General features: G+C 62.6%; 24 protein-coding genes. 12 read left to right on the forward strand and 12 right to left on the reverse strand.

Annotated elements, in window-relative coordinates; genetic code table 11:
- Positions 1-131: 131 nt before the first annotated feature.
- The 4 genes from NKJ58_RS16630 to NKJ58_RS16645 form a co-directional block, all read right to left on the reverse strand.
- Positions 132-749, reverse strand: coding sequence for a hypothetical protein (locus NKJ58_RS16630; protein ID WP_352853484.1), 618 nt, complete (start codon positions 747-749; stop codon positions 132-134).
- Positions 750-1,211: 462 nt separating this feature from the next.
- Positions 1,212-1,976, reverse strand: a complete 765-nt coding sequence (locus NKJ58_RS16635) for a hypothetical protein (RefSeq protein WP_352853486.1) — start codon at positions 1,974-1,976, stop codon at positions 1,212-1,214.
- A 534-nt stretch (positions 1,977-2,510) separates the two neighbouring features.
- On the reverse strand, positions 2,511-3,110 hold the full coding sequence (locus NKJ58_RS16640) for an SOS response-associated peptidase (RefSeq protein WP_023681912.1): 600 nt from the start codon (positions 3,108-3,110) through the stop codon (positions 2,511-2,513).
- A 60-nt stretch (positions 3,111-3,170) separates the two neighbouring features.
- Positions 3,171-3,434 (reverse strand): DUF982 domain-containing protein, encoded by a 264-nt coding sequence (locus NKJ58_RS16645; protein WP_023681913.1) that lies wholly within the window; start codon positions 3,432-3,434, stop codon positions 3,171-3,173.
- Between the two features lie 190 nt (positions 3,435-3,624).
- Between NKJ58_RS16645 and NKJ58_RS16650 the strand changes: the two genes are divergently transcribed.
- The gene (locus NKJ58_RS16650) at positions 3,625-4,083 is read left to right on the forward strand and encodes a hypothetical protein (RefSeq protein ID WP_023669674.1); all 459 of its coding nucleotides are present in this window, start codon (positions 3,625-3,627) and stop codon (positions 4,081-4,083) included.
- Between the two features lie 89 nt (positions 4,084-4,172).
- Here the strand turns inward: NKJ58_RS16650 and NKJ58_RS16655 are convergent, their stop codons facing one another.
- Together NKJ58_RS16655 and NKJ58_RS16660 are read right to left on the reverse strand one after the other, a co-directional pair.
- Entirely contained in the window at positions 4,173-4,382 is a 210-nt protein-coding gene (locus tag NKJ58_RS16655; RefSeq protein WP_023669673.1) for a DUF768 domain-containing protein, read from the reverse strand.
- Between the two features lie 28 nt (positions 4,383-4,410).
- On the reverse strand, positions 4,411-4,572 hold the full coding sequence (locus NKJ58_RS16660; RefSeq protein WP_023669672.1) for a hypothetical protein: 162 nt from the start codon (positions 4,570-4,572) through the stop codon (positions 4,411-4,413).
- Between the two features lie 148 nt (positions 4,573-4,720).
- Between NKJ58_RS16660 and NKJ58_RS16665 the strand changes: the two genes are divergently transcribed.
- Positions 4,721-5,473 carry a pseudouridine synthase gene (locus tag NKJ58_RS16665; protein WP_023681914.1) on the forward strand — a complete coding sequence of 251 codons (753 nt, stop codon included), beginning with the start codon at positions 4,721-4,723 and terminating at the stop codon, positions 5,471-5,473.
- Positions 5,474-5,495: 22 nt separating this feature from the next.
- Here the strand turns inward: NKJ58_RS16665 and NKJ58_RS16670 are convergent, their stop codons facing one another.
- Entirely contained in the window at positions 5,496-6,077 is a 582-nt protein-coding gene (locus NKJ58_RS16670; RefSeq protein ID WP_023681915.1) for a histidine phosphatase family protein, read from the reverse strand.
- A gap of 135 nt (positions 6,078-6,212) precedes the next feature.
- On the reverse strand, positions 6,213-7,547 hold the full coding sequence (locus tag NKJ58_RS16675) for a dicarboxylate/amino acid:cation symporter (protein ID WP_502900874.1): 1,335 nt from the start codon (positions 7,545-7,547) through the stop codon (positions 6,213-6,215).
- A gap of 232 nt (positions 7,548-7,779) precedes the next feature.
- Here NKJ58_RS16675 and NKJ58_RS16680 point away from each other — a divergent pair, with 232 nt between their 5' ends.
- From NKJ58_RS16680 to NKJ58_RS16690, 3 genes are all read left to right on the forward strand, one after another.
- Positions 7,780-9,639, forward strand: a complete 1,860-nt coding sequence (locus NKJ58_RS16680; protein WP_352519428.1) for a sensor histidine kinase — start codon at positions 7,780-7,782, stop codon at positions 9,637-9,639.
- Positions 9,636-10,985 (forward strand): sigma-54-dependent transcriptional regulator, encoded by a 1,350-nt coding sequence (locus tag NKJ58_RS16685; RefSeq protein WP_352519427.1) that lies wholly within the window; start codon positions 9,636-9,638, stop codon positions 10,983-10,985. Before NKJ58_RS16680 ends, NKJ58_RS16685 begins: the two co-directional genes overlap by 4 nt.
- Before the next feature lie 184 nt (positions 10,986-11,169).
- Positions 11,170-11,517: a hypothetical protein gene (locus NKJ58_RS16690; protein WP_032885862.1), complete on the forward strand. Its 348-nt coding sequence runs from the start codon at positions 11,170-11,172 to the stop codon at positions 11,515-11,517.
- A gap of 17 nt (positions 11,518-11,534) precedes the next feature.
- Here NKJ58_RS16690 and ggt read toward each other — a convergent pair whose 3' ends face one another.
- The 3 genes from ggt to NKJ58_RS16705 all read right to left on the reverse strand — a co-directional run bounded on the left by ggt (position 11,535) and on the right by NKJ58_RS16705 (position 16,915).
- Positions 11,535-13,274: a gamma-glutamyltransferase gene (gene ggt / locus NKJ58_RS16695; RefSeq protein ID WP_023669665.1), complete on the reverse strand. Its 1,740-nt coding sequence runs from the start codon at positions 13,272-13,274 to the stop codon at positions 11,535-11,537.
- A 138-nt stretch (positions 13,275-13,412) separates the two neighbouring features.
- A complete protein-coding gene (gene rhaI, locus NKJ58_RS16700) occupies positions 13,413-14,705 on the reverse strand; it encodes an L-rhamnose catabolism isomerase (RefSeq protein ID WP_023669664.1) in 1,293 nt (430 codons plus the stop codon).
- A 107-nt stretch (positions 14,706-14,812) separates the two neighbouring features.
- Positions 14,813-16,915: a bifunctional rhamnulose-1-phosphate aldolase/short-chain dehydrogenase gene (locus NKJ58_RS16705; RefSeq protein WP_023732397.1), complete on the reverse strand. Its 2,103-nt coding sequence runs from the start codon at positions 16,913-16,915 to the stop codon at positions 14,813-14,815.
- 183 nt (positions 16,916-17,098) lie between these two features.
- Here NKJ58_RS16705 and NKJ58_RS16710 point away from each other — a divergent pair, with 183 nt between their 5' ends.
- The 7 genes from NKJ58_RS16710 (at position 17,099) to NKJ58_RS16740 (ending at position 24,228) form a co-directional block, all read left to right on the forward strand.
- Positions 17,099-17,902, forward strand: coding sequence for a DeoR/GlpR family DNA-binding transcription regulator (locus NKJ58_RS16710; protein WP_023669662.1), 804 nt, complete (start codon positions 17,099-17,101; stop codon positions 17,900-17,902).
- 48 nt (positions 17,903-17,950) lie between these two features.
- On the forward strand, positions 17,951-18,946 hold the full coding sequence (rhaS, locus tag NKJ58_RS16715) for a rhamnose ABC transporter substrate-binding protein (RefSeq protein ID WP_023669661.1): 996 nt from the start codon (positions 17,951-17,953) through the stop codon (positions 18,944-18,946).
- 84 nt (positions 18,947-19,030) lie between these two features.
- Complete coding sequence (locus tag NKJ58_RS16720; RefSeq protein ID WP_352519426.1) at positions 19,031-20,572, forward strand: sugar ABC transporter ATP-binding protein; 1,542 nt, start codon at positions 19,031-19,033, stop codon at positions 20,570-20,572.
- Entirely contained in the window at positions 20,569-21,546 is a 978-nt protein-coding gene (locus tag NKJ58_RS16725; RefSeq protein WP_023681925.1) for an ABC transporter permease, read from the forward strand. Before NKJ58_RS16720 ends, NKJ58_RS16725 begins: the two co-directional genes overlap by 4 nt.
- A complete protein-coding gene (locus NKJ58_RS16730) occupies positions 21,543-22,538 on the forward strand; it encodes an ABC transporter permease (protein WP_023681926.1) in 996 nt (331 codons plus the stop codon). The genes NKJ58_RS16725 and NKJ58_RS16730 overlap by 4 nt, the downstream gene beginning before the upstream one ends.
- Positions 22,538-22,855, forward strand: coding sequence for an L-rhamnose mutarotase (gene rhaM, locus NKJ58_RS16735; protein WP_352519425.1), 318 nt, complete (start codon positions 22,538-22,540; stop codon positions 22,853-22,855). Before NKJ58_RS16730 ends, rhaM begins: the two co-directional genes overlap by 1 nt.
- Positions 22,852-24,228: an FGGY-family carbohydrate kinase gene (locus NKJ58_RS16740; RefSeq protein WP_023681928.1), complete on the forward strand. Its 1,377-nt coding sequence runs from the start codon at positions 22,852-22,854 to the stop codon at positions 24,226-24,228. Before rhaM ends, NKJ58_RS16740 begins: the two co-directional genes overlap by 4 nt.
- On the opposite strand, the gene NKJ58_RS16745 is transcribed toward NKJ58_RS16740, so the two are convergent.
- Positions 24,229-26,055, reverse strand: a complete 1,827-nt coding sequence (locus tag NKJ58_RS16745) for an alanine racemase (protein ID WP_352853491.1) — start codon at positions 26,053-26,055, stop codon at positions 24,229-24,231.
- Positions 26,056-26,189: the final 134 nt, after the last annotated feature.

A 26,189-nucleotide genomic window follows, 5' to 3' on the forward strand; every position in this document is an offset into this window, starting at 1 on the left:
AAGCGGCTATTTTATGGTTTGTGTGTCAAATTGGGGTGTTGGTGGGGCCGGTATCCAAGGGCAACCCCTGGTCCTAATTCAACGGTTGCCCCGCGGGTTTTGTGTGCTCAACCCAGGCGGGCTACCTGTTTCTAAAAGTTGAGGTCGTTGACGAGTTCCCGGTCGGCCTTGTCGGCTCGAACCGACTCCATTTCCGAGTGGGTGCGCGGAAGGATGAACTGCCCGTCGAACCCCACACGAGGGGTCTTGATGCCCTTACGACCGTAGTCGACTACGAATGAAAGATCGTGCGTAATTGGCTGCGAATCCAGGCACCAAAGTGGGCGAGGTTTATAGCCTGAATAGCGGAACTGCTCGTGATGAAAATGGTCGTCGAGCGTCTGAGTCATGCGTGTGTCGGGAGGCATTACAGCGATGACGTGGATATGCCGCCCGTCATTGTTCACGATGGTGCGAAAGTTGTCTTTGTGGCGCTTAAAAACTGGATAGTCGGGCGTACAAATCCAAAACGGCATTTTGATCGTCGGTATGTTCTTAGGCTTCTTAAAACAGCGTGTCAGAATTTGCGAATAAACCTTCTCCACCGTTTCCTGCATCTTCTTGTTGACGGTCGATGTCGAGCCGCTGAGGTGGTTGAACTGGAAGGTAAGCAGCGTCGCTGTCGCGCCGCACACCATTCGCTCTTCTACCATTGAGGTGTATCCGTACGTTAGGTCCTCGATGATTTTCGGTGTCAGCTCTATAGCCATCGTCTCCTCCTTGGATTGGTTGGTTGTGTTGGGGTTGTCCTCCCGTGTGAGGTGTCTTCCCGTGGGTAGTGGGGGTCGGTGGCCTGCCTCCAATACCGTGTTGCCGTAGCCTCCTCAGGCAGCCCCAATCGCCTCCCACCGACAAACACAGCCATATGCGGGTCCAGTGGAACCGACATCCAAAAGGGTGAAGAACAGGTCGGCTATGCGTGGCGATTCCGCGCGTGGCGTGACTGTTCGATGTTCGACAATTGGGATTGGGCCGTGGCTGGCAATGAGCCTTTACCGGCGACCTCGGCGCGTTGCCAAGACATCGCGACGAGAGGCAGGTTAAAAAAAGGCCGGCGGAGCTTTAGCTCGACCGGCCTTTGAAGAACGTCTTAACTGCAATTTCGGACCGTCCGAAATGATCGACCTCCACAAGTTTGCCTGCGGAAAGACGGCTCGGCTGACCGTGATGACCTAGTCGCGAGGGTCTGGGTCAAGGAAGGCCTCGTTGATAGCAATCTTGAAGGGATTCCCAAGGCTGATAACCCGAGCCCGCAAAATGAAATCCTTGTTCCTTTCCAAACCAAGAAAGGGCTGCGTGTTGCCAACGAACTCCACCTTGATGGAGCCATCGTAGTGCGCCCGCGTCGTCGTCGGCGTATCGGCTTTTGATGCCTCTGGTTTGTTTGCAATCTTGCTATCCAGTTTGGATTGGCAGGTAGCTTTGTTAGATGGACTATTAGGCTTGCTCGGTCGCGTACGGTGGCCGACAATCTTCTTTTTTTCTCGCTTCGACGAGGCACCAGTTGCAGCGAGTTTCTTGAGTGTACTTCGCTTCAAATGCTCTTCAAGCTCCTCAACCTCGACGCCTTCGTTGAGCAGCGCCTGCACCGCGCGACTATAAAGGCTGGCATTCTTGGCCGCGGCGCCTCCCAGACCAAAAATCCAACGAAAAACATGGTAGAGATATTTCTTACCATTCGATGGTGGCGCGTTTTCGCCCCACTTCGGTTCGTTAATGAAATCCGCCCACGCACGCGGCCCCCCTTGTCTGATTTCTTGGGCCACAGACGTGGCCTGTACGATGCAGAGGCGAAGGCCGTCATTGCGGAGGTCCTCGTAGGTTCCGACAGCCCTTTCAATGCCGTTAAGTTGCTTTGCAACCGAACTCTCGGGAGGTTGATTGTGTCCGAGGACGGCTCGCGTATTGGATAATTGATTCGGTGCAGTCGGTACCATTGTTGCTGACTCCTTTGAACTTGGAGTCGAGCCGCCGACGAGCATCTAAATGCCGTTCGCCAGCCCGACTCATGCTGAGCTAGGACTTGACGAGACGGGCCGTTCGGTCATCCGGAGGCGGTGTGAACGCCGTTGGCCATGTTCCTGCTGACCGAGCAACTACAGAACAGGGATCGCTGTCTCTAAGCTGGGCCAAGGGAGCCCTGCTCACGCTCGTTGAGCGAGGCGGCATCTGCCGCGACCTTCCTCGTAAGTCAGAATCACGTAACTTTCAAGATGGGAACTGAGCGTTCTTGAGGCAGCAACGCATCCGAGGCGCAGGCTTATAGTAGACCTTTCTACACACCGGTGTTACACAGCGAGTGCAAATCGGTCAGCCGCGTCGTTGATTTTGTTGTCTTTTTTCAGCGATCTGCCCATTCCGCCTCTGGGCACCAGTTTTCTCTGAACATCAAGGGCTTGACTTCCTGGCGCCGCACCGACGGATTCCTGATTTCGGCCTGCCGGCTGTGCCGGCAAGCCTGCGCAACCGAGTTATGAACTTTCGGGGCGCACGGTCTCCACGCGCAGCGAGCCGGCTGGAAGCGGCTGCAGCAGTTCGGCTTCCGGCTTCGTCAGACTGAGCCAGGCGGACCAATTCTCAGGCCGAAGCACCACGACCTGCCGACTGTGATAGGGCGCAATATCCGGTCCAGGCTCGGTTGTCAGCATGGTGAAGGTTGGCGGCTTGTTGCCGGCAGCTTCACGCCAAAGCCCTGCGATGGCCATGAACGGCGAGCCGTTGAGCGTGAAGCGATGCTTTGCCTTCGGATACTTCGTGCCCGTGAACTCGAAGAAGGCGGATGCCGGCACGAGGCAGCGTTTGCTGCCGGCGAATTGCCGGCCTTCGGAGCGGAAGTTGAACACTGGTCCGCCTTTCGGGCCGGCCGGCGGAAATCCAAACGTCATCGACGTCAGTTCAACAACGCCAGTGTCGCCGGCGGCGCGCATGATCGGGGCTGGATCGTTGATATGGATGTCATCAACCCGCGGCAGGTCAAGTTCGGTCTGATGGGTCGGGATCTCGAGTGCCAGCGACTCCAGCATCCGGCAATATTCAGCCCAGAGAATATGCTGCTCATAGTCGTTGCACATGGAAGGCTCCCGACCGGTCTGCCAGTTTACCTCACGCCAAACAAAGAGGCGATGGACCGCTCAACCCTCGCGGTCGCGCTCGAGCAGTATATCGGCCTCGATCGCCGCGTTGACGAAGGCGGCGCGGGCATAGCGCGCCTCTTGAAGGCCTTCCAGAACGCCAAGGCAGGCTTTGCGGGCGGCGACGTGATAGCCGCCTGTCTTCACGGGCCATCGGTTCATGAGGATGTCAGCGGCCTGCGCGACACGCTCCACCTTGTAGATCGTGTTTCTGGACCTGCCGAGCGCCACGCGAACCGGCTCATCGAAATGCTGATCTTGCATGCTTCCCCTCCCGAACGCGATCGCGAGTCAATTCGGGGGAGGCAAGTTCGGTTCCACGGGAGCGATTTGCCAACGCAATAAACCCGCCTTCTGAAATCACTTTGCGCGCATCGGCCAAATGGCGGATTTGATTTACTTGGTGATCCCCTCTCCCTGGGGCAAACTGCCTGCCGGGGCTGCAGGAGGAGAAATGCGAGCACGCGCAGCTACGATCGGCGATCTCGAAAGTGTCTTCCGTGATCTGTCCACGCGGATGTCGGACGAGTATGTGGCCGCCGGCAAGGACAGCAAGGTCGCCTACGACAATCTGATGATGAATTTGAAGGAAGGCCGAGCGCACGCGCTGGTCGAGGGCGACAAGACGGTGGCGATCGTCGCCTGGCACGAGAACAGCGACGCCGCCGACACGCTGTTTGCCGCGCAGGAGGGTTTCTTCAGCGCCGCGACGGTCCGCTTCTGCAGGCGCCACATCCGCCACATTCAGGCGCTGGCCGGCAACCTTCCCATCCACTCGCGCAGCTGGCTGCAGCGGGCCGACGTCGGCAAATGGTTCCGTGTCATCGGTTATGTCGAACGCGGCCGAGAGAACGGCGCCACTGTGTTCGAATTGCCGCCGGCACGGGGAGCGTCAGCTGCGCGGGCTGCCTAGGGCTGCGCACCCACGGATGCCATCACGGAAAAGCCCCCGCCAGGATGGCGATGGGCCAATATCGCCTGCAATGGGCTCATATCGGGGGCTCAGATATCGGGCTGATCCAGCGCCTCGAAAATCACCCGTTCCAGCGGACCGAGATCCTCTTCGATCTCGCTGACCTCAAGGCCTAAATGCCGAGCATCCAGGGCAGCTCGCGTGGTTAGGGTTCGAGCCGTTGCCTTGTCGGCAGGCAGTTCGCCCGGCAGGTGCTCGTGGATCCAGCCCTGCAGGAAATCAACGCCGCGCTCGCTCATCGATTTATCCCTTCCGTTATCTGGGGGATCATTCCCCCAGAATGACCCCAGAAGCGACGATCTGAGCCGTCAGGCTGGTGAGCCTGCCTCGCTTCACGAGCGTCGGCTTTTGGTAGATTTTCTTCATGGCGGTGCCTTTCGCGACAAATCGCTCGTCGGCAACAACGTCCGTCGCGGGGCAGCGTTCCATGGCGGGCTGTTGAGCCCGACCCCCTGACACATCGTATTTGAGAACAGCCCCGCTCCCGCGACCCGTGATGTTGATGCCGCGGCAGGTTGCGAAGCCAATGCGGGGCGTGGCATTTGTCGATGCCGATCATTGGGATGGCAAGCAGGACATGGCACGGCCACCAGACACCGCCCAACACCAGACCGCGAGCGCAGGCGTCAGCCTGAACCGGGCGCTTTCCAAACTCGGCCTGTGTTCGCGCAAGCAGGCCGAGCTGCTGATCGCCGAAGGGCGCGTGCGGGTTGGCGGCAAGGTGGTGCGCGATCCGTCGCTGCGCGTCGATCTCGGCCGCGACCGCATCAACGTCGACGGCGAGCAGATCGTCGCCGAGGCAAAAGTCTACCTGATGATCAACAAGCCGCGCGGGCTGGTCACCACCCGCGACGACCCACAGGATCGCGGCACCGTCTATGACTGCCTCACCGGGCTCGAGCTGCCTTTCGTGTCGCCGGTCGGGCGCCTCGACAAGGCCAGCGAAGGTCTGTTGCTGATGACCAACGACACGCGCTGGGCGAACGGCCTGCTCGATCCGGCCTCGCATGTCGCCAAGACCTATCATGTGCAGATCGGTGCCGCGCCAGACGAAGCGATGCTGAAGCGGTTTCGCGACGGCGCGATCGTCGATGGCGAGCTGCTGGCCGCAAGTTCGATCGAGCTGCTGCGCAGCGGCGGCCGCACCGCATGGCTGGAAATCGTGCTCGACGAGGGCCGCAACCGCCAGATCCGCCGCCTGCTCGGCGCCTTCGATATCGAGGTGCTGAGGCTGGTCAGGGTGGCGATCGGCGGTTTGCAGCTCGGCGAGCTCGCCATGGGCAAGGCGCGGCATCTGACATCGGAGGAATTGGCGGTGCTCGCGCGTTAAGAGGCAGGCTTGCTGAGAAACACTACTTCTGGTTCCACCTGCGTATCACCGGCTCGCTCAGATCGTGCTCATAGCCGAGGATGCTGAGGCTCGCGGTATCAAGCACGAAGTGCGCACCGCCTTCGGGTGGCAGACCGAGCCAGCGCGCGGCCAGCACGCGCAGGAAATGCGAGCTTGAAAACACCAGCACATTGCCCTCGATTGCCCGCAGCCCGGCGATGATCCTGTCGGCCCTGGCACCAACATCCGCTACCGACTCGCCGTCGGGACAGCCGTCATGGAACAATTGCCAGCCGGGGCGCTGCACAAGAATCTCCTTGGTCTTAACGCCCTCATAGGCGCCATAGTCCCATTCCTGCAGGTCGTCCTTCTTGACGGCAGCAGCGCCGAAGCCGGCAAGCGTGCAGGTGCTGAAGGCTCGCTGCGACGGGCTCGACCACACCGCCTGGAAGGACAGATCCTTGAGCCGGTCCGCCACGCCGCGAGCTGCCGCCTCGCCCTTTGCCGTCAACGGTATGTCGGTGCGGCCGGTGTGTTTTCCCGAAGCGCTCCACTCCGTCTCGCCGTGACGGACGAGGTAGATTTCGGGGTACGGATTGCTCATGCGCCGGCCTTTCGGTTTTACGTCCGCACCCTACCCGGGAGGGCCCGGCCAGCGCCAGCCACGTGCAGGCGGAAAAGGAAAGGCCGCAACCGAATCGGCTGCGGCCTTGTGCTCAAACGTCAGTGCCCGGAGCGGTCAGGCGGGCTGCAGATCGCCCGACAGCGCCAGGTCGGCTTCCTCGGACAATGTGCCGGCCATGGCGGCGGCGAACTTGGTCTGGTCGAGTTCGCCTTCCCAGCGCGCCACGACGATCGTCGCCACTGCATTGCCGACGAAGTTGGTCAGCGCCCGGCATTCCGACATGAAGCGGTCGACGCCGAGGATCAGTGCCATGCCGGCGACCGGCACAGTAGGCACCACCGAGAGCGTGGCGGCCAGCGTGATAAAGCCGGCGCCGGTGATGCCGGCGGCACCCTTGGAGCTCAGCATGGCGACGAGCAGCAGCAGGATCTGGTCGCCATAGGTGAGCGGCGTATCGGTCGCCTGGGCGATGAACAGCGCCGCCAGCGTCATGTAGATGTTGGTGCCGTCGAGGTTGAAGGAATAGCCGGTCGGGATGACCAGGCCGACCACCGAGCGGTTGCAGCCTGCGCGCTCCATCTTGGCCATCAGGCCGGGAAGAGCGGCTTCCGAGGACGAGGTGCCGAGCACCAGCAGCAGCTCTTCCTTGATGTAGCGGATCAAGGCGAGGATCGAGAAGCCGTTGTACCAAGCGACAGCGCCGAGCACGACCAGCACGAAGAGCAGCGACGTCAGGTAGAAGGTGCCGATCAGAAAGGCGAGGTTGGCAATCGCGCCGATGCCGTATTTGCCGACGGTGAAGGCCATGGCGCCGAAGGCGCCGATGGGGGCGGCCTTCATCAGGATGGCGACCAGGCGGAAGATAGGCGAGGTCAGCGCCTGCAGGAAATCGACGACCGGGCGGCCGCGCTCGCCGACCAGAGCGAGAGAGATGCCGAACAGCACCGAGAAGAACAGCACCTGCAGGATGTCGCCTTGCGCGAAGGCGCCGGTGATGGTGTCGGGGATGATGTTGAGCAGGAAGGCGACGATGGTCGTGTCATGCGCCTTCTCGGTGAAGGTGGCGACCTTCGAGGGGTCGAGCGTCGCCGCATTGATGTGCATGCCGGCGCCCGGTTGGACGACGTTGGAGACGACCATGCCGACGACCAGCGCCAGGGTCGAAAAGACCAGGAAATAGATCATCGCCTTGCCGGCGACGCGGCCAACCTTTTTCAGGTCGGAGACGCCGGCAATGCCTGTGGTCACCGTCAGGAAGATGACCGGCGCGATCACCATCTTGACCAGCTTGATGAAGGCATCGCCGAGCGGCTTCAGCGAAGCACCGAGTTCGGGATAGAAATGACCGAGCAGGATGCCGGCCGCGATCGCCGTCAGGACCTGCACGTAGAGATGACGGTAAAAGGGTAGCTTGCCGCGCGGTTCGGCGGCAGCGAATGCTGGCTGCATGACGTCCTCCATGGCGCCCCGATCGAAAGCTCGACCTCCCGGGGCAAGTTGTTTCCGCAGCCTCGCGACTGCTGTACTGGTCACTGCAACTGCCGTGCCAGACTGAGCGGCATTACCGTATCCATTGATTTTGTTGGAGATCTTTGTCGACCGAGCTGGTGCGCCGCAACCGCAAGTGCGGACATCCGCATGACTGAATTGTGCTTTGTGCGAAATCATGCACAAATAGGGAATGCTGCAACGCCCTGCCGCGGTCCTGTCGCCGACGCCCGAGCAACTCGGCAAACGCGCGCGTCGCGCCTGGCTGCTGTTTGCGGCGATCGCGCTGGTGATCGTTGCCACGGCGCTCACCGGCGCCGGCCTCTACGCGCGCCGCGCCGAGGTCGCGGCACTGGCGGCGCAAGGCCGCACCGATGCCAATCTGAAGGTTGCGTTGCTGCGCGCCGTGCTGGAAAGCCCGCGGGCGCTGCCGCTGCTCTTGTCCGAGGACCAGCAGGTGCATGACGCCCTGCAGAACAAGGGCGCTGTCACGATCGACGTGCTCAACCGCAAGCTCGAAGGGCTGGTCTCCGGCACCAAGGCTTCGGTGCTTTACGTCACCGGCGTCGACGGGTTTGCGATCGCCTCCAGCAACTGGCGCGAAACAACCAGCTTCGTCGGCAACGACTATGGTTTCCGCGCCTATTTCTCCGGCGCCATGCAATCCGGAACGGCCGAATATTTTGCGCTGGGCAACATCAGCAAGCGCCCGGGCCTCTATATTTCGCGTCGCGTCGGCAATGCGGCGGCGCCGCTCGGCGTCGTCGTCGTCAAGATGGAATTCGACCAGCTTGAAGCCGACTGGCATGAGGCCAACCGGCCGGCCTATGTCAGCGACGACCACGGCGTCGTGCTGATCACCAGCGTGCCGTCCTGGCGCTTCATGACCACCGCGCCGCTGGCCGGCCCGGTGGCTGCCGCCATCCGGAGCAGCCAGCAATTCGGCAACGCGCCGCTGATCCCCTTGCCGATCACACGCCCCGAGGCATTGAGCCCTGACGTGTCGATGGTGCATGCGATAACACCGGGCGGCAGCGATGCCGAATATCTCAGGCTTTCGACACTGGTCCAATCGACGCCATGGCGGCTCGATTATCTCGTGCCGGTCGAAGCGCCGATCGCGGCTGCGGTGCGTGAGATGCGGCTGCTGGCGCTGGGCGTCGTGGTGCCGTTGCTGGCGCTGGCCGGCTATCTCCTGTGGCGCCGTCAGTCGGCGCAGATGCGCATCGCAGCCGAACAGGCAGCGCGCATCGAGCTCGAGCGCCGCGTCGTCGAGCGTACGCATGACCTCAGCCTGGCTCGCGACCGGCTGCAGGCCGAGATCACCGATCACCGCAGCACCGAAGCCAAGCTTCAGGTCATGCAGCAGGAACTGGTGCAGGCCAACCGTCTTGCTACCCTCGGCCAGGTTGCCGCCGGCGTCGCGCATGAGATCAACCAGCCGGTGGCAACGATCCGCGCCTATGCCGACAATGCGCGTGTGTTCCTGGAGCGCAAGCAGACCGCCTCGGCCGAGGAGAACCTTGGCGCGATTGCCGCGCTGACCGAGCGCATCGGCGGCATCACCGAAGAGTTGAAGGTCTTTGCCCGCAAGGGGCGCACGGCAGCCGAACCGGTCGAACTGCGCGGCGTCATCGAGGGCGCCGTGGTGCTGCTCAGAAGCCGCTTTGCCGGTCGGCTGGACGCACTCGATATCACGCTGCCGCCGGTAACGCTCAAGGTGATGGGCAACCGGCTGCGGCTCGAACAGGTGCTGATCAACCTGTTCCAGAATGCGCTGGAAGCGCTGGACGGCCGCGACGGCGCCAGGGTGGAGGTTTCGGCCCAGGAGACGGCCGAAGGCGTGGCGCTTGCCGTCGCCGACAATGGGCCGGGCATTTCGCCTGCCATCCTCAAGTCATTGTTCACGCCGTTCAACACCTCGAAGGAAAAAGGCCTCGGGCTCGGCCTCGTCATCTCGCAAGACATCGTCGCCGACTATGGCGGACGCATCGAGGTGGCGAGCGACCAGGCCGGCACGCGCTTTACCATTCACCTCGCCAGGGCAGCATGATGGACACCGCACCGGTCGTATTGATCGACGACGACAGCGAATTGCTGAGGGCCACGCGGCAGACGCTGGAACTCGCTGGTTTTTCCGTCTCGGCCTTTGCGGTGGCGAACGAGGCGCTGGCCGGGCTCGACGCCAATTTTCCCGGCGTGGTGGTGTCCGACATCCGCATGCCCGGCATTGACGGCCTGCAGCTCTTCGACCGCGTCTTGCAGCTTGATGCCGACATTCCGGTAATCCTGGTCACCGGGCATGGCGACATCGCGGTTGCGGTCAAGGCGATCAAGGATGGCGCCTACGACTTCATCACCAAGCCTTTCGCCGCCGACCGGCTGGCGCAAAGTGTGGCACGGGCGGCGGAAAAGCGCCGGCTGGTGATGGAGAACCGCGCCTTGCGCGAAAGCGCCGAACAGGCGCAGGACGGCCTGCCGCTGATCGGGCAGACGCTGGCGATGGAGCGATTGCGCCGGACGCTGCGGCAAATCGCCGATACCGATGTCGACGTTCTGGTGACCGGCGAGACCGGCTCCGGCAAGGAGGTGGTGGCGAGCCTGCTGCATCGCTGGAGCCGCCGCGCCAGGGGCAATTTCGTGGCGCTGAATTGCGGCGCGCTGCCGGACACGGTCATCGAAAGCGAGCTGTTCGGCCATGAGGCCGGCGCCTTCACCGGCGCACAGAAGAAGCGCATCGGCCGGATCGAGCATTCGAGCGGCGGCACGCTGTTCCTCGACGAGATCGAAAGCATGCCGGCCTCGACCCAGGTGCAGATGCTGCGGGTGCTGGAAATGCGCGAGGTGACGCCGCTCGGCACCAATGAAATCCGGCCGGTCGACCTGCGCGTCGTCGCCGCCGCCAAGGTCGATCTCGGCGACGCCAGCCGGCGCGGCGCCTTCCGCGAGGATCTCTACTACCGGCTCAATGTGGTGACGATCTCGATCCCGCCGCTGCGCGAACGCCGCGACGACGTCGCCCTGCTGTTCTTCTACTTCGCCGAGCGTGCAGCCGGCCGCTTCCGCCGGCAAATGCCAGCCGTGCCTGCCTCAGTGCACCGCCATCTGAGCCAGCACGACTGGCCGGGCAATGTGCGTGAACTCGCGCATTTCGCCGAGCGTTTCGTGCTGGGACTCGAGGAAGCGGCGCAAGCGCCACCTTCCGCCCCGGCGGAGCCGGATGACGCCAGCTCACTGCCGGAACGGCTGGAACGCTATGAAGCCAATGTCATCCGCGAGGCGCTTGGCCGCAATGACGGCGATGTCCGGCGCACGATTGAAGCGCTCGGCATTCCGCGCAAGACCTTCTACGACAAGCTGCAGCGGCACCGCATCGTGCGCAGCGATTTTTCCAGGTAATTCATTTTCCAGGTATTCAGGCGTGTGGACCCGAAAGCAGGGTAGATTTTGTGAACCGGCGCAAAAAAACCGTGGCAAGTCGGCATCAGAAAGTGTTGAAGACCGCATCGGCGGCCTTCGGCACGGCGCGATCCGGTTGCGCTCGGCAGATGTTGATGATTTGTTGCCGGTCAGCGGAGAATGAATGATGCGAGAACCTGTCGGTCAAGATGAATATGGATCGACCAACCCGTTCGATCCGGACGATCTGACGAATTTGAACGCGATCGGCCCGGCCATGGGCGGCGGCAACGACTTCGAGAAATACGCCGTTGCCGTGATCATCGTCTTCGGCGCGCTGATCATTGGCGGGCTGATGGCCGCTTCCATGACCTTTGGTCACCGGAACGGCTTCCTGTTTGCGCTTGGCGGCGCAACCGCGGCCTGGATATCGGGCAATGCGCTGCTCCTCGACCGTCCCCGCATCTACGCGGCGTTCGTCGTGATCGCGGCGCTGATGCTCGTCGGGTCGACGCTTACGCTCGTCCTCTGATCAATCTCTTGTTTTGATCAGTAGCCAATCGCCTCGCCGGATGCGGCGCGGCTGTCGATGGCGCCGTTGTAGCGGGCGCCGCCGCCCTTCTCGATTTCCGCCAGGCTCTTGCCGCCGACAAGAATGCCGGCCGCCTGACCCCAGGTAGAATCCGCGAGATCGAGGTGGTAGCCCATGCCGGCCAGCAGTTTTTCAGTGTCGGGCGACAGGCCGAACGGTTCGACATAGATCGTGTCGGGCAGCCATTGATGGTGGATGCGCGATGCGTCGATCGCCTCCTGGATGTTCATGCCGTGGTCGATGACGTTGACGATGGCTTCCAGCGTGATGGTGATGATGCGCGAGCCGCCGGGGCTGCCGATAACCATGAACGGCTTGCCGTCCTTGGCGACGATGGTCGGGCTCATCGATGACAGCGGCGTCTTCTTCGGCTGGATGGCATTGGCCTCTCCCTGCACGAGACCGTAGAGGTTGGGCACGCCAGGCTTCTGGGTGAAATCATCCATCTCGTTGTTGAGCAGGATGCCGGTGCCGTCGGCGACCACGCCGGCGCCGAACGAACCGTTCAGCGTATAGGTGACCGCGACCGCATTGCCGTCATCGTCGATGATTGAATAGTGCGTCGTTTCCTTCGACTCGCCGAAGCCCTTCGGCATCAAATCCTGCGAGACGCCGGCGCGGAACGGGTCGATCTTGTCGCGGATCTCCTTGGCGTAACCCTTGTCGAGCAGTTTCGAGACCGGATTGTCGACGAAATCGGGATCGCCGAGCGCCGAGTTGCGGTCCACATAGGCGTAGCGCATCGCCTCGACCATGACATGCACGGTCTCGGCCGAGCGGGCGCCGAGATAAGACAGCGGGTAGCCCTCCAGCACGTTGAGGATTTCGCAGATGATGACGCCGCCGGAGCTTGGCGGCGGCGAGGACGTGATCTCATAGCCCCGATAGGTGCAGCTCACCGGTTGCAGCTCGCGTACCTTATATTGCTCGAAGTCTGAGTTGGCCAGAATGCCGCCCTTGGCGCCGCTCGCCTTGACGATGGCGTCGGCGATGGCGCCTTTGTAGAAGGCGTCGGCGCCTTTTTCGGAGATGGCGGCGAGCGAGGCTGCAAGATCGGGCTGGAGGAGACGCTCGCCGGCGCCATAGGGTTTGCCGTCCGGCTTCAGGAAGATGGCGGCGGCGGCAGGGTCCTTCGCCAGCCGTGCGGCATTGCTCGCGAATGAAGCAGCGTCGCCCTGGTCGAGGATGAAGCCATCCTTGGCATAGGCAATTGCCGGCGCCATCAAATCCTGGCGTGGCAGCGTGCCATATTTTTCACGAGCCATCTCGAACCCTGCCACGGAACCCGGTACGCCGACCGCAAGGTAGCCATCAAGGCTGGCGCCCTTCACCGGATTGCCGTCCTTGTCGAGATACATGGTCTTGGTTGCCGCCAGCGGCGCGCGCTCGCGGAAATCGAGGAAGGTCGATTTGCCGTCCTTGAAGCGGATGGTCATGAACCCGCCACCGCCGATATTGCCGGCATTAGGGTAGACGACGGCGAGCGCATAGCCGACGGCGACCGCCGCATCGACGGCATTGCCGCCCTTCTTCAGCACCTCGACGCCGGCTTCCGACGCCAGATGCTGGGCGGTGACGACCATGCCGTGCTCGCCCTTCGCCGGTTGTGGCGAGGCGGCATGGAGCGCGCCGGATGGCGCGAGCGCAATTGCGAGCGAAAGGGTGACGCCAATCAGCGTCCGGCGGGTCAAGGGCATGGCGGTGCTCCAAGTGCGGTGCCTAGAAGAGCTACATGGAGCGGCCGAGTCCATCATCAATATGAGCGAACACATATTGATGTTCGCCTGCCGGCAGAGGCAAGCTGATCTCCCCCCTGTGGTGGAGATTAGCCAATCTCAAACAATCCCGCCTGAACCGCCCACAACCGCCGGCCGTTCCGCCGCGACCTTCGCCCGGTAGCCCGCCGCCCGATATGCGGCGACTGGATCGATGGCGCCGCCTGTGTTCAGCCGCGCCATGGCAAGGATCGGCTCGACATCGGTGCGGTAGGCAGCTTTCAGCGTCTGCGTCGCCATCAGCGCATCATTGCCGTCTTGGAAACCCTCGAGCGCCTTGCGGTCGACCAGCAGCGCCTGCGCATAGGCGCGCTGCACCTCGACCGCCGACAGCATCAGGCTTTCGATCGGATCGGTGACGTTGTGGCTCTGGTCGAGCATGTGGGCGGGATCGAAACCCTCGGCGCCGGACAGCTCGGCATCGACCAGTTCGTTGAAGACCAGGAACAGCCGATAGGGATCGATCGAGCCGGCATCGAGATCGTCGTCGCCATATTTGGAATCGTTGAAGTGGAAGCCGCCGAGTTTCTTGAACTGGATCAGCCGCGACACGATCATCTCGATGTTGACGTTGGGCGCATGGTGGCCGAGGTCGACCAGGCAGTAGGCCTTGTCGCCCAGCTCCTTGGATATGAGGTAGTTGGTGCCCCAGTCCTGCACGACCGTGGAGTAGAAAGCCGGCTCGTACATTTTGTGTTCGGTGAACAGTTTCCAGTCGGCGGGCAGTCCGGCATAGATCTCCTTCATCGCGTCGAGATAGCGCTCGAAGGCTTTGGCGAAATTGACCTGGCCGGGGAAATTCGAGCCGTCGCCGATCCACACTGTTAGCGCCCTGGACCCCAGCGTCTTGCCGATCTCGATGCATTCCAGATTGTGCTCGACCGCCTGGCGGCGCGTGCCGGCATCGGCATGCGACAGCGACCCGAACTTGTAGGACAGTTTTTGGTCCCTGGCATCCGAGAAGGTGTTGGAATTCATGGCGTCGAAGCCGAGGCCGAAGCGCGAGGCCGCCTGCTTCAGCCGGTTCGGATCGGCCTTGTCCCACGGTATATGCAGCGAGACGGTCGGCGTCGCCTGTGTCAGTTGGCTGATGACGGCGCAGTCCTCGATCTTGTCGAAAATGTCGCGCGGCTCGCCGGCGCCGGGAAAGCGGGCAAACCGCGTGCCGCCTGTGCCGACGCCCCAGGACGGAATGGCGACGGCGAATTTCTCGACCTTGTCGCGGATGGCATCGATGGCGATGCCGCGGCGGTCGAGGCGTTCGCCGAGCGACGCGTAGTCGCGCTCGAGGTCGGGTTTGCGCTGGGCGTTGTGGCTGGAGACGAGATCGGCGGCGATGATGGTTTCGGACAAGTGCTATTCCTCCCAATGCGTTCAGTCAGCGCTGCCCTTCATCCGGCCCTTCGGGCCACCTTCTCCCCGTATAGTGACGGGGAGAAGAGAAGCGCTCCGCCCTTAACTCAGCGCGTAAAGCTCTGCGCGTTGCCGGCGTCGACGTTGATGATGTTGCCGGTGGATTTGGCCGACATGTCGGACGCCAGGAAATAGATCGCTTCGGCGATGTCTTCGGGAAACACCGAGCGCTTCAGCATCGAGCGCGAGCGGTAGTGTTCTTCCAGATCGTCGGTCGACATCTTGTAGGCGGCGGCGCGCTGTTCCTTCCACTCGCCGGTCCAGATCTTCGAACCGCGCAGCACGGCGTCCGGATTGACGACGTTGACCCGGATCTGGGCTTCCGCGCCTTCCAGCGCCAGGCAGCGGGCGAGATGGATTTCGGCCGCCTTGGCGGTGCAATAGGCGGCGGCATTGGGTGACGCGGCAAGACCGTTCTTGGAGGCGACGAAGACGACATTGCCGCCGATCTTCTGGGCCCGGAACAGCCGGAAGGCTTCGCGCGAGACCAGGAAATAGCCGGTCGACAATATGTCCATGTTCTTGTTCCACAGCGCCAGCGTCGTCTCCTCGATCGGCGCCGAGGAGGCGAGGCCTGCGTTGGAGACGAGAATATCAATGCCGCCGAACTCGACGGCTGTCTGGGCGAAGCCGGAAATCACCTGCTCCTCCGCGGTGACGTTGATCAGCACCGGCCGGACGAAGTCCTTGCCATAGGCTTTCGCCAGTTCGTCGTTGGCGTTGGCAAGTGCGGTCTCGTCGATATCGGCCAGCACGACGCAGGCGCCTTCGCGCAGCAGGCGATTGGCGGTGGCGCGGCCGATGCCGCCGGCGCCGCCGGTGACCAGCGCGATTTGGCCGGCGAGCGACTTCGGCTTCGGCATGCGCTGCAGCTTCAAATCCTCGAGCAGCCAGTATTCGATGTCGAAGGCCTCCTGCGCCGGCAGGCCGACATAGGACGAAACGGTCGAGGCCCCGCGCATGACATTGATGGCGTTGACGTAGAATTCGCCAGAGATGCGGGCGGTGGCCTTGTCGCCGGCGAAGGTGAACATGCCGACGCCGGGCATCAGGTAGACCACGGCGTTGGGGTCACGGATCGGGGGCGAGTCCGGATGCTTGCAGCTGTCGTAATAGGCCTGGTAGCCGACACGGTACTCAGCAATATCGTCGGCGAGGCGCGCAATCACGGCTTCGACGTCGGGCTTCGCTGGGTCGAACTCGATAACCAGCGGGCGGATTTTTGTGCGTAGGAAATGATCCGGGCATGAGGTACCGAGTGCCGCCAGCGGGCGCAAATCCCTGGAGTTGACGAATTCGAGCACAGCGGCGGAATCGTCGAAATGGCCGAGCTTGTGGCTCTTCTCCGAAATCAGGCCGCGGATCCTCGGCATCAGTCTCGCCGCGATGGCGCGGCGCTCAGCGGCGTCTAGCGATTTGACGACTTCGCCGCCGAAGATGGCGAGACCCTCGGAGCGGCGCTCGAACCATTCGATCGCCTGGTTGATGACCGAGATCGTCGTCTCATAGCACTCCTTGGGTGTGTCGCCCCAGGTGAACAAGCCGTGGCTTTCGAGGATGACGCCCTTGGCCTCGGGGTGTTCGACGCAGAATTTCTCCAGCCAGAGGCCAAGTTCGAAGCCCGGCCGCTTCCACGGCAGCCAGCCGATGGCGTCACCGAATATCTCCTTGGTCAACGCCTTGGAATCCTTGGCCGCGGCAATCGCGATAATGGCATCGGGATGCATGTGATCGACGAACGGCTTCGGCACATAGGCGTGCAGCGGCGTGTCGATCGAGGCCGCGCGCGGGTTGAGATTGAAGGTGCAGTGGGGAAGATAGCCCACCATGTCGTCCTCATGCGCGACGCCGCGATAAAGGCCTTTCAGCGCCTGCAGTTTGTCCATGTAAAGCGTGGCGAAACCGTCCAGCTTGATCGAGGCGCTGTCGCCGCCCGAGCCCTTGACCCATAGCACTTCGACTTCGGCGCCAGAGAGCGGGTCCTTCTGCCGGATCTTGGACGAGGTGTTGCCGCCGCCATAATTGGTGACACGCTTGTCGGAGCCGAGCGTGTTGGAGCGATAGACCAGAAGCTCAGGCTCGCTCAGCCCCTTGGCTTTAGCATCGTCCCAAAGGTTGGCAAGGCGCGAGCCGGAGCGCTTGTCGAGCATGATTATCCTCCCTGGGACGCAAAAGGCGCGGTCCATTTTGCCGGAAATGTCTACGCAAGCATCTCGGTTGTCAATCATAAACGATCAAGATCGATCATATTGCACTGCACAATGAAATTATATGAGCGGAAATGATTGACACTGGTGGTTTTCTAGTGCCTCATGACCATGCAGGGAGGAACCATGCACGAAAAAGAGCGCCACAGGATCATTCTGTCCGCCGTCCAGGAAAAGCCTGTGGTGACGGTGCAGGAGATGGTCGACCTGACGGACTCCTCCGAGGCGACGATCCGGCGCGATATCGCGGCTCTTCATGTGCAAAAGCGCCTGCGTCGCGTGCGTGGCGGCGCCGAGGCGATCTCGCCACCGCAGTTCATCGGCCTCGCCGGCCGGCCCTTTTCCGTCAACGAAACGCTTAACGCTTCGCAGAAGCGCGCGATTGCGCGCGAAGCGGTGGAGCTGTGCAAGGACGGCGAACCGATCATCATCAATGGCGGCACCACCACCTTCCAGATGGTGCATTTCCTGACCGGACGCCGCATGCCGATCTTCACCAATTCGTTCCCCATCGCCGAGCACCTGCTCAAGCATTCGAAGAACACCGTCATGCTGTCGGGCGGCACCATCTACCGCGAGCAGAACATCATCCTCTCGCCCTTCGACAATGACGTGACGCGTAATTTCTACGCGCGCCGCATGTTCATGGGCGCTCAAGGGCTCGGGCCGCTTGGCCTGATGGAAGGCGACCCGCTGCTGATCCAGGCGGAGCAGAAACTGATCGACCAGGCCGACGAACTGGTGGTGCTGGTCGACTCATCGAAATTCCGCCAGCGCTCGAGCCTGATCCTGTGCGGGCTCAAGCGCATCGCCACCGTCATCACCGATGACGGCATCGAGGATCGCGAAGCCAACATGCTGGAGGCCGCGGGTGTGACGCTGATCGTCGCCCGCAAGTCGGCAAAGGAAGAATCCTCGCTGCAGGCCTGAGGCCAACCGCAGCGACGATGGAATGCAACGCTCAAGGGAGGAAATACGATGAGCTTTCTGAAGAAATTGATGGTGACGGCCGCGTTCTCGGCCGCCATGTTCGTGAATGCCGCCTATGCCGAGAACGTCAAGATCGCGCTGGTGGTGAAGTCGCTCGGCAACGGCTTCTTCGACGCTGCCAACAAGGGTGCCGAAGAGGCGGCCAAGGAACTCGGCGATGTCGACATCATCTACACCGGCCCGACCAAGGCGACCGCCGAAGCGCAGATCGAAGTGGTCAATTCGCTGATCGCGCAGAAGGTCAACGCCATTGCGATTTCGGCCAATGACGCCGACGCGCTGGTGCCGGTGCTGAAGAAGGCGATGGAGCGCGGCATCACCGTCATCTCGTGGGATTCGGGCGTCGCCAAGGAAGGCCGCCAGCTGCACCTCAACCCGTCCGACACCGGCCTGATCGGCGAGACCATCATCAAGCTTGCCGCCGACTATCTGCCGGAAGGCGGCGAAGTCGCCATTCTGTCGGCTTCGTCGACCGCGACCAACCAGAACGCCTGGATCGACGCGGCCAAGAAAATCCTGCCGGAAAAATTCCCCAAGATCAAACTCGTCGCCACCGTCTACGGCGATGACGATTCGGCCAAGAGCACCGACGAAGCCAAGGGCCTGCTGAAATCCTATCCGAACCTCAAGGCGATCATCGCGCCGACCACCGTCGGCGTCGTTGCCGCTGCCCAGGTCGTCACCGACGCGAACCTGATCGGCAAGGTCAATGTCACCGGTCTCGCGCTGCCGTCGGAGTTCAAGAAGTTCATCGACAACGGTTCCAGCCAGGCGGTTGCCCTCTGGAATCCGATCGACCTCGGCTACTCCGCCGTCTACCTCGCTCATGATCTGGCGGTGAAGAAGGAAGAGGCAAAGCCGGGCGCAACGCTGTCGATCGGCCGCGTCGGCAAGGTCACGCTCGATGACAGCAACTCGGCTGCGATGGCTCCGCCCTTCCAGTTCGACAAGTCCAACATCGAAAAGTTCTCCAAGATCTATTGATCTCGGACGTCTCGGACCAAGCGCGGCGGGACCAAAATCCCGCCGCGACTTTAAACGGACCTTGTTTCAGGGCTTGATACGGATATGGACACGACAGCCCAGCACGGCATTGCGAAGGAGGAGCCCACGGGTCCTGCCCCGCGCCTGACGCTGTCCGGCGTCTCCAAAAGCTTTCCCGGCGTGCGCGCGCTGCACAATGTCAGCCTGTCGCTTTACCCCGGCCAGGTTACGGCGCTGATCGGTGAAAACGGTGCCGGCAAGTCGACGCTGGTCAAGATCATGACCGGCATCTACCAGCCCGACGCCGGCACGATCAGCATTGACGGCCAGGCCGTCACCCTGCCCAGCGCGCATGCCGCCTTCGGCCACGGCGTCACCGCCATTCATCAGGAAACCGTGCTGTTCGACGATCTGAGCGTCGCCGAAAACATTTTTCTCGGCCATGCGCCGCGCACGCGGCTAGGCACCATCGACTGGCGCACCATGCGAAAACACGCGCGCGAAGTGCTCGACACCATGCATGCCGGCCATATCAACGCCGATGCGCGGCTGAAAGACCTCGGCATCGCCAACAAGCATCTGGTAGCGGTTGCTCGCGCGATGTCGATCGATGCGCAGATCGTCATCATGGATGAGCCGACCGCAGCCCTTTCGATGAAGGAGATCGAGGAGCTTTTCCTGCTGATCGAATTCCTCAAGGAGGAAGGCAAGGCGATCCTGTTCATCAGCCACAAGTTCGACGAGATCTATCGGGTCGCCGATCGCTACACCGTGTTCCGCGACGGCGAGATGGTTGGCGAGGGCCTTATCAAGGATACCGGCCAGAGCCAGATCGTGCGCATGATGGTCGGCCGCTCGGTCGATCACATCTTTCCGCAACGCAAGGCCGAGATCGGCGCGCCGGTGCTGTCGGTCGCTGGCCTTTCGCACCCGACCGAATTCAACGACATCGGGTTCGAACTGCACAAGGGCGAGATCCTCGGTTTCTACGGCCTTGTCGGCGCCGGGCGGTCAGAGGTGATGCAGGCGATATCGGGCATCACCCGCATATCGGGTGGAACGATCACGCTGGAAGGCAAGACGATCACGCCGAAATCGGCGGCGGATTCCATCGAAGCCGGCATCGTCTACGTGCCGGAGGAACGCGGCAAGCAGGGCGTGGTGATCGGCCTGCCGATCTTCCAAAACGTCTCGCTTCCCTCGCTCAAGCGCACCTCCAAATCCGGCCTGCTGCGATTGTCGGACGAATTCGCGCTCGCCCGCTCCTACACCGAGCGGCTAGACCTGCGCGCCTCGTCGCTGAGCCAGGATGTCGGCACGCTGTCGGGCGGCAACCAGCAGAAGATCGTCATCGCCAAATGGCTGGCGACAGCGCCCAAGGTGATCATCCTGGACGAGCCGACCAAGGGCATCGACATCGGCTCCAAGGCCGCCGTGCACGGCTTCATGGCGGAGCTCGTCGCGCAGGGCCTGTCGGTGATCATGGTGTCGTCGGAACTGCCGGAGATTCTGGGCATGTCCGACCGCGTCGTCGTCATGCGCGAAGGGCTGGTTGCGGCGGTCTACGATAGTAAGGGGCTGGACGCCGAAACGCTGGTCCGGACGGCAGCGGGGATCGCGGCATGAAGGCTCTCCTGAAATTCCGCGAGATCTGGCTGGCAGCGGCGATCGTCGTTTTGATTGCTCTGATCTCGACGCGCTTCCCGGCCTTTGCCGACCCCGGCAATCTCGCCCAGGTGTTCAACGACACCTCGATCCTGATGATCCTGGCGCTGGGACAGATGGTCGTCATCCTGACCCGCTCGATCGACCTGTCGATGGCCTCCAACCTGTGCTTCACCGGCATGGTGGTGGCGATGCTGAACGCCGCACATCCGGCGATCCCGATCCCGCTGCTGATCGTCATTGCGCTGGCCGTCGGACTGGTGCTCGGCGCCATCAACGGCCTGCTGGTGTGGCGGCTGAACATCCCTTCGATCGTGGTGACATTGGGCACGCTCACCATCTATCGCGGCGCCACCTTCGTCCTCTCCGGCGGCGCCTGGGTCAATGCCGACAAGATGAGCCCGGACTTCATCGGCTTCCAGCGCGCAGCTTTCCTGGGCATTCCGGTTCTGTCCTGGATCGCCATACTGGTCATCGCGCTGTTCTTCGTGGTGATGACGCGAACCGCGCTTGGCCGTTCGATCTATGCCATCGGCGTCAACCCGACGGCGTCGGTCTATGCCGGCATCGATGTCGGCCGAACCAAATTCATCGTCTTCTGCATTTCCGGCATGATCGGCGGGCTCGCCGGTTATCTCTGGATTTCTCGTTATGTCATCGCCTCGGTCGAGGTCGCCAATGGCTATGAACTCAATATCATCGCCGCCTGCGTCATCGGCGGCATTTCGATTGCCGGCGGCATCGGCTCGGTCGGGGGCGCGGTGTTAGGGGCGCTGTTCCTCGGCATCATCTCCAACGCACTGCCGGTGATCAACATCTCGCCCTTCTGGCAGATGGCGATTTCAGGCAGCGCCATCATCCTGGCCGTCGTGCTCAACGCGCGCGGCGAACGCCAGCAGGGGCGGATCATTCTGAGGAAGGCGGAGGCGGCATGACCGACACCCCCGCCCCGCGCCACATTCCCGACCGGCTCGACAAGCCGCTCTCTTCAGCGATCTTTTCCTGGGAAGCGCTGCTGGTCTTCGTGGCGGTCGCCATCTTCGCCATCAACAGCTTCGCATCTCCCTATTTCCTCGATGCCTATTCGCTGTCGGACCTGACCTTCAATTTCACCGAGAAAGGCCTGATCGCCTTCGCCATGGCGCTGCTGATCATTTCGGGCGAGATCGACCTGTCGGTCGCCGCCATCATCGCGCTCGCCTCGACCATGATGGGCATGGCGGTACAGGCCGGCGCCGACACGCCGGTGCTGGTGGCTATCGGCATCGTCGTCGGGCTCGGTTGCGGCGCCTTCAACGGCCTGTTGGTGACGAGGCTCGGCCTGCCGTCCATCGTCGTTACCATCGGCACGATGAGCCTGTTTCGCGGCATTGCCTTCATCATCCTCGGTGACCAGGCCTACAAGGGCTATCCCGAGAGCTTCGCCTTCTTCGGCCAGGGTTACGTCTGGTGGGTGGTGTCGTTCGAACTGGTGCTCTTCCTCATCGCGGCCGTCGCCTACTGGTTCCTGCTGCATCGCACCAGCTTCGGCCGCCGTGTCTTTGCCATCGGCAACAATCCGGTCGCGGCACAGTTTTCCGGCGTTCGCGTCGGCCGCATCAAATTCATCCTGTTTTGCCTGACAGGGCTGATGGCCGGCATCGCCTCGGTGCTGATCACCTCGCGGCTCGGCTCGACGCGACCGTCCATCGCGCAGGGTTACGAGCTTGAGGTCATCACGATGGTGGTGCTGGGCGGCGTCAGCATTCTGGGTGGCTCCGGCAGCATTGTTGGCGTCGTGCTCGCCGCCTTTATCATGGGGCTGGTGACCTTCGGCCTCGGCCTGCTGAACGTGCCCGGCATCGTCATGTCGATCTTCATCGGCCTGCTCTTGATCGTCGTCATCGCGCTGCCGATCGTCTGGCGACAGCTGCGTGGTAACAGCTGATGCCTGAGAAATACGCCTTCAAGATGCAGCTCAAACCCGGCATGAAAGCCGAGTACAAAAAGCGCCACGATGAGATCTGGCCGTCGCTGGTGGCGCTGCTGAGAGAGGCCGGCGTCGCCGATTATTCGATCCATCTCGATGAAGACACCAACATCCTGTTCGGCGTGCTGTGGCGGCGCGACGACCATGGCATGGCCGACCTGCCGAAGCACCCGGTGATGCAGCGCTGGTGGGCGTACATGGCCGACATCATGGAGACCAGGCCGGACAACCAACCGGTGGCCATCCCCCTGGAAACAATGTTCCATATGGCATGAGTGCGCTGCGCCACATCGCCGTCATCGACATCGGCAAGACCAACGCCAAGGTGGCGCTGGTCGATCTCGTCACGCTGAGCGAAGTGGGGTTGCGCCGCATGGCGAACGCGCCGCTGCGGCAAGCGCCCTACCCGCATCACGATGTCGAGTCGCTGTGGAGGTTCATCCTCAACAGCCTTGCCAGCCTCAACCGCGAACAGCGTATCGAAGCGATTTCGATCACCACGCATGGTGCGACCGGCGTGCTGGTCGACGCAGCGGGCGAACTGGTGCTGCCTGTCCTCGACTATGAGTTCGACGGCCCCGACAGGCTGGCTACAGAGTATAGTGCGATCCGTCCGCCCTTCATTGAGACTGGGACGCCGCGCCTGCCGCTCGGCCTCAATCTCGGTGCGCAATTCTTCTGGCTTGAGAAGCGTTTTCCCACCGAATTCGCCAGGGCCGCCGCGATGCTGATGTATCCGCAATACTGGGCGCTGCGCCTGACCGGCGTTGCCGCCAACGAGGTGACCTCGCTCGGCTGCCACACCGATCTGTGGAGCCCTTGGGAGGCGGACTTTTCCTCGATGGTCGACAGGCTGGATTGGCGCAGGCTGATGGCGCCGGTGCGGCCGGCCAGGGACCAGCTCGGCCCGATCCTGCCGGCGCTTGCCGCGCGCACCGGGCTCGATCCGCAGACCCCGGTTTTCTGCGGACTGCACGATTCCAACGCCTCCCTATTGCCGCATCTTCTGTCCGACGAGCCGCCCTTCTCGGTCGTCTCGACCGGCACCTGGGTGGTATCGATGGCGGTCGGCGGCAGAGAGATTGCGCTCGATGCTGCGCGCGACACGCTGGTCAATGTCAGCGCGCTGGGCGACCCCGTGCCCTCGGCGCGTTTCATGGGTGGCCGTGAGTTTTCCCAGCTGACCAAGGACAAGCCGCAGGACTGCAGCGGCAGCGAGGTGCTGGCCGTTCTGACAAAAAAGATGCTGCTTTTGCCTTCTACCCAGCAGGGATCAGGACCGTTCCCGCACCATGCCGCGGCATGGCTTGGTGCCGAGGGCATCAGCAAAGGCGAGCGGTTCGCCGCCATTTCCTTCTATCTAGCACTGATGACGGCGACCTGCCTCGAGCTGATCGGCGCCGACGGCCCGACCACCGTGGAAGGACCGTTTGCTCGCAACCGGCTCTTTGTCGGCATGCTGGCGGCAGCGACCGCGCGCATCGTCATCGCCTCCGAGGCGGCCACCGGCACCAGCATCGGCGCGGCACTGCTCGCATCCGATCAGCCAGTGACGCACGGCAAGGGCGAAAGAATTGAGCCGCAGACCGACCCGGTCTGGGCGGCCTATGTCACCGCGTGGCGCGCGGCAGTCGACGCGCAAGGCTGATCACAAAATCCGCTTGCCAAAGGCCGACATGACGAAGTTGATGGCGTCGGCGCCGATCCGCGGCTCCAGACCGGCGGTCAGCCCGGAAACATCCATCGACAGCAGACCGCCGGACAGCGAGATCGCCTCCATTGCCTGATGCGTCTCGCGCACCGTCAGCCCGCCCGAGCCCGCAGCCCAGCCGGCGAATTCGGTCGCCGTCGGCGAATAGCTGAGATGGAAGCCTTGCGTGCCCGAGGTGGCGATGCGGATCGCCTCGTGCATGAGGTCGCGCATGCCCATGGCGTCGATGTCGGTCATGGTGAAGGCCGAGACACGCGAATCCTTGAGCACCCTTGCCTCCGCCGGATCGGCATGGCGCAGGCCGACGATGACGACATTTTCCGGCGACAGCTGCGGCTGCAGCGCGCCGGGCTTGTGATCGAGACCGAGCGCGCGGGCCAGCACCGAGACTTCAGGCATGTCTTCGGCCTCCTCGTCCTCGGGCATCAGGGCGGCGAGGGAATCGACCCAGATCAGGCCGAAGGAATGCGTGGCGCGCGCCGTTGCGGTCAGCGCCTTGTGGGCGATACGGCGATCTGCGCCGGCGGCGAGACGGACGAGGCCCGAGGGCGGCCGCTCGACGTCGGCGAGTTCGACCACGTCGAAATTCATTGCCTCCAGCCGCGCGCCGGTTCCCTCGCGGGCGATAATCCCGCCGGCTTCCGGTTCGGCCGAGATCGACACCATCTTGCGGCCGGAGAAATCCGCGACGTCGTGCATCGGCGCCTTCTCGACATATTCCGAGGTCATCGCCAGAAGCATGGCGCCATAATTCATGCGGAAGGCGACACGGTCGCCGACGGTAGGCCGCGGATCGGCATCCTGCACATCGAGCAGCAGATGGTCGCTGGAAGCGCCGAGCACCCTCACCCCCTTGGCGATCGGCGTCAGCCCTTCGACCAGCACGTCCTCGCGGCCTATATTGGCGATGGCGCGCAGCCGGTCGCCCTCGTCGGCGAAGACCGGCTGGTTGCCGAAGGCGTCGTAGCCGGATGTGCCGATCGGCCGCGAAGGCTTGAGTTTGACCTCGATGATGTCGCTGGTCAGCCGGCAGGCATCGGGTTCGAGTTCGGGCCACGGCACGTCGCGAAAGGTTTCGACACCGCCTTGCAGGATCGCCTCGCCCACGCGCAGATTGTTGATGCCGGGCGGCAGCTTGCCTTCGAGCAGCAGCGTCAGCGATGACGAGGCGCCGCCGGAAATGAAGTCGAGGCTTTTGCCGGACAGGCGCTCGGTTTTGTAGGCATGGGCGACGAGTTGGCCAAGGTTCTCCGGCGTCGGCATTATGGCGCCGAAGCAGCCGAGATTGGTGCCGATGCCGGCGATGCGCACGCCCTTGAATTGTAGGATCTGCTCGACGGTGGGGATCAGGTCGCTTGGCCAGATGCCTTCGCGGAGATCGCCGAGATCGATCATCAGCATGATATCGTGGACGCGGCCCATGCGCTCGGCAATGCGCGATATCTCGCGGATGGTGGTCAGTTCCGACTGCAGGCTGATGTCGACGGTGCGCACGACCTCCTCTACGCGCGCCATGGGCGGGCTGCGCAGCAGCATGACCGGCGCATTGATGCCGCTGTCGCGCAGCCGGCGGATGTTTTCGAAGCGCGATTCCGCGATGCCGGCAACACCGCCGCGCAGCATGGCCCGCGCCACTTGCGGCATGCCGCATGTGCCCTTCGTAACTCCGAACACCTTGATGCCGGACAGCGCGCAGCGCTCGACGATGGTGCGGGCGTTGCGCTCGATGCGGCCAAGGTCGATAGCGACTTGCGGTCCCGACATTTCGTCACTCAGGGTTTGTAGAATCTGTCAGCCAGATGCATCTTCCAGATCGTCGTACGATATTTGTCAAACTTTGCGCAGTGACGGCCTCAATGTTGGAAACCAGAGCAATTGTATGTGGGCACGTCTTTCGA

The sequence above is a fragment of the Mesorhizobium sp. M0139 genome, from assembly GCF_040322455.1.
Lineage (GTDB): Bacteria > Pseudomonadota > Alphaproteobacteria > Rhizobiales > Rhizobiaceae > Mesorhizobium.